General features: G+C 36.5%; 4 protein-coding genes. All 4 read left to right on the top strand.

Annotated features, from left to right (window positions below; genetic code table 11):
• Positions 1–711: 711 nt before the first annotated feature.
• Positions 712–1,668, top strand: a complete 957-nt coding sequence (repM, locus tag AB0G16_RS38430) for a replication initiation protein RepM (protein ID WP_362815915.1) — start codon at positions 712–714, stop codon at positions 1,666–1,668.
• A gap of 312 nt (positions 1,669–1,980) precedes the next feature.
• Positions 1,981–2,262: a hypothetical protein gene (locus tag AB0G16_RS38425; RefSeq protein WP_362815913.1), complete on the top strand. Its 282-nt coding sequence runs from the start codon at positions 1,981–1,983 to the stop codon at positions 2,260–2,262.
• 36 nt (positions 2,263–2,298) lie between these two features.
• Positions 2,299–2,577 (top strand): helix-turn-helix transcriptional regulator, encoded by a 279-nt coding sequence (locus AB0G16_RS38420; RefSeq protein WP_102076491.1) that lies wholly within the window; start codon positions 2,299–2,301, stop codon positions 2,575–2,577.
• A gap of 3 nt (positions 2,578–2,580) precedes the next feature.
• Complete coding sequence (locus AB0G16_RS38415; protein WP_102076490.1) at positions 2,581–3,606, top strand: reverse transcriptase family protein; 1,026 nt, start codon at positions 2,581–2,583, stop codon at positions 3,604–3,606.
• Positions 3,607–4,010 lie beyond the last annotated feature (404 nt).

Below are 4,010 nucleotides of genomic sequence, written 5' to 3'. Positions count from 1 at the left end.
TGATGCCGATAGTGCTAGAATCGTTATTGATATTAAGAGAGGTGGCAGCACCTAATAAGGTCTCCAATTCTCAAAGATTAGTCGATAAAGCAGGAATAAAAGCATACAATAGTTTGGATTAAAAAATAAAATTTTGTATTGCCCTAGTATCAGCTGATACTAGGGCTTTTTTTGAGAAGCAATTCAGTGATAAGAGGTTGATCCTTGGTGGCACAGTAATAAAAACTACTGAGATTCTAATAATCTTCCGAAGATTTTAGTTGATATGAACAATCATGGAACTGGGTAAGCTCATAAAGGTCGTCTAAGGGGGTTGGAAAAATTTTACCTAGCAACTATACCAAACGATACTTAGAACCTTATAGGGAGCTTAATAGGATGCTTTTATCCCTATTTAACTAAAGCTTTGAGCTTTCTTTTTAAATTATTTGAAATTACTGATATTGAATTCATTGCTATCTTTACTAGCCTTTTCTTTTGTCACTCTAATTATTAATAACCAAAAAGGTTTTTAATGTTTTTAAATACTTTTAAAAGCTTTTACCTCCTCTGAAACGCTTTTCATAAAAGGGTTTCGCCTTCTATAAAGCAACGTTTTACGACCCATAAAGCAACGTTTTACGACCCATAAAGCAACGTTTTACGACCCATAAAGCAACTTATTTTTTGAGTTGTTGCTTTAATAGCATTGTTAGATTATAGTTGTTAAAAATGGGTTGGAATATGGAAATGTCTAAACAATTAGTTACTAAGGATAATTCCTTGATTGGTGCGAGTTATAGCTTAGGAGTAGTTGAACAACGCTTAATATTTTTAGCCATTATCGAGGCAAGGGAACAAAAAACATTAATAGAAGCAGGTGGATTATTGCGAATTTATGCGCAAAGCTACGCTAAACAATTTAATGTGGAAAAGCATACATCGTATGAAGCTATGAAAAGGGCAGTAGAAGGATTGTATGAGGCAGGTTTTGCTTATAGTAAGGTGGATGAACGTTCGGGAAAGATAGGTAATTATAAAAGCCGTTGGGTGGATAAGATCGGCTATATTGACGAATTAGGCTGTGTCGAATTAGTATTTGCAAGTGATGTAATTCCTTTGATTACCAGGCTTGAAGCACGTTACACAGAATATGAGTTGAAGCAGGTCGTAGGATTGCAGAGTGAGTACGCAATAAGGCTGTATGAGTTGATAATTCAATGGAGGTCAGTAGGTACAACCAGTCAGATATCGCTTGTAGAATTGCGCGAAAAGCTAGGATTGGTGGACGAATACCAACGGATAGAAGCCTTCAAAAGACGGGTTTTAGATCTGGCGATAACTCAAATAAATGAACATACTGATATTACTTCTGAATATGAACAACACAAACAAGGCCGCGTCATTACAGGATTTACATTCAAGTTTAAAGTGAAAAAAAATAAAGAAAAAACTGGTACTAAAATTTCTAATAATGAAAATAGGACTACTATTGAAGGACTTAACGATAAGCAACTAGGACGTATTGCTCGTAACCCTAGCTTTATGGCAGATTACAATCATTTAGTAAGCTCTACCAGTCCAGCAGGTCAAGATCCCAAAGCGTGGGAATTTGAGATGATTAATCGCCTCAAAAAAGATGCTTCACAGTTTAAGAAACGTCCAGTTAGAGAATATCTTGAATACTAGAGTTTAATAGGCGGATCTAAAACTTGACTCAGAGTAATGTTTTGTAGTAACCTAACAACTCAGAATAGACGATCCGTCTAGATGCGTTTTAGAAGATATCATTTATTAATTGAACCTTGTAACTGGCTGATTTTAGCCGCTATTTTTATAGCTGCAACACCCGAAGACCTCGACCTCTGTACTACCTCGTTTGGCCTTACGCAACTTGTCATTCGTTTAGTATTTCGACTGAGGCTTCGCCACAGTATAAGGCTTGTGGCGTTCTAATGTTATTTCTCTCGGGTTCGATTGTGTTGTCGACTGGTACAATCCGTGCCGTCAGAAAGCGTCGTAAATAATATGAATGATATAAAACTTTTAGAACAGTTGCAGGCTCAGCTTGCTGAGATCCAAACAACTACGCATGATACATTAGAACCCAGTGTTACTCGTAAAATTGAAGAAGCAATAGAGAATCTTGATTTAGTAATAGAGAACTCAGCTTCCAAAGAAGCAGACTATAAGGCCATAGGTTTAAAAACGCTCGGTGATTTACTTATTTACTTCCCCAGTATTATTGAGCTTATTCAGCTTTTTAGAAAGTTTCTAGAGTAGTACAGCAAGCCTTACCACTCTTATAAGGTTGAAAATATGAAAATCGGCAGTGTTATAAAAAAATGTCGAAAATTGAGAAATATGACGCAGTTGCAAGTAAGCGCTTTAGCAGATGTTTCTGAATCATACTTATCATTAATAGAAAAAGATAAACGTCAACCAACCTTATCCAATCTGGAATCAATTGCTGACGCTTTACAGATACCAGTAAGTGTCCTTGTGTTTTTGGCGGCTAAGCAAGAATCCATCTCGGAAATTACAGACACGCAGATTGAATCCCTTACCAAAACAATTTATTCGATGATTGAAGCTTAAACAATGGGCTTTCACCCTCTACCTCAGGTTACACCAATTGCAAATATTAGCTCACTTGCTAACCTATTAGAAATTACAGTGGAAGATCTAGAATATGTACTGGCTAATAAAGATAGATATTGGTGCCCAGGAAAAAAACTAACCAAGCCCAATGGTGAAGTAAGACATACACACAATGCAAAACCTAGGCTAAAAGCCATTCATCAAAAAATTCTTGATAAGTTACTTAAAAAAGTTTTTTATCCCATCTATATGCAGGGTGGAGTCGCAGATCTCTTAAACCCTCGCAGTTGTAGGACTCACGCTGCATTTCATTGCAACAAATCTATTGTTATATCAGAAGACATAAAGAGTTTCTTCCCCAACTGTGACTACAAAAATATTCGTAGCATCTGGCAAGGGTTCTTTTGTATGGCACCTGAAATCGCTGAAATTCTGACACAACTAACAACGTATCAAAACGAGCTACCACAAGGATGGAAGACTAGTGGATACCTTGCACAGTTAATCTTCTATGATATAGAGCCAAAACTAGTTGAAGAATTGGACCGTCAACAAGTTGCATACAGTAGATATATTGACGATATAACCATCTCTAGCTCACGGCTATTAACTGACCGACAAAAAACAGATATTATCTCCAAGATATACTCAATGGTTTTTCATAAAGCTCATCATCCAAACCGTAAGAAACAAACAATTTTTTCTCCTTCCGTTAACGGTGTAGGAAAAACAGTAACTGGCCTAACTGTTAATTCAAAAAAACCTACAATCAACAACGATAAAAGAAAGAAGCTCCGCTCTGATATACACAAGCTCTCTCTACGCTTTCATACTGATAAGAATCTATATAGTTACGATAAAGATTGGCGTAGCATTACTTCTAAGGTAGGTCATATCAAGACCTCTCACCCTAGGCAGTGGAAAAAATTCAGACAAGAAATGAACGCTATAAAACCAACGTTCAAGCGTAAGAAAAAAACTAACACTAAGAAGGCTGTTTTTAAAGGAACGATTGATGGGAAATAATAGGTTTTATGGGAGTAAGTATGGTTCCCTAGTGAGGACTTGAATCTTTGGCTGTGGGCTAATGGTATCAAAGTTTTAACTCGCGGAAATAATTTCAGTGTACTTCGTGGTGTACTTGTCATACATATTCTATTCGTAATCCGGGTGCTATACAGAAATCGAACTGCTAATGTTAGATATAAATTCAATGGCTATGAGGTCGATAGCATGGGTCATTATCATTAAGCTTTCTTATTAAAATCTCTCAAGTTGGTTGCTACAAGGTTAGCAGCATAGGTCATCTTAGAGTCTGCGTAAAAAATAGGATGTATACCTATTACTTATTGCCATACTCATCAACAGTAAGACCGGTAATCCCCCCAATAAATAAGAACACTCATAAATAGAGAGTAACTGCTAAAATA

Origin of the sequence: Streptosporangium sp. NPDC023615, assembly GCF_040640155.1 — a bacterium.
In the GTDB taxonomy this organism is placed as follows: Bacteria; Actinomycetota; Actinomycetes; order Streptosporangiales; family Streptosporangiaceae; genus Streptosporangium.
This window is presented reverse-complemented; position numbering and strand designations above follow the sequence as displayed.

What these genes read in the sequence shown, in the direction of transcription:
- repM (WP_362815915.1), top strand. Translation starts at nt 712, where the DNA reads ATGGGTTGGAATATGGAAATGTCTAAACAATTAGTTACTAAGGATAAT.
- AB0G16_RS38420 (WP_102076491.1), top strand. Translation starts at nt 2,299, where the DNA reads ATGAAAATCGGCAGTGTTATAAAAAAATGTCGAAAATTGAGAAATATG.
- AB0G16_RS38415 (WP_102076490.1), top strand. Translation starts at nt 2,581, where the DNA reads ATGGGCTTTCACCCTCTACCTCAGGTTACACCAATTGCAAATATTAGC.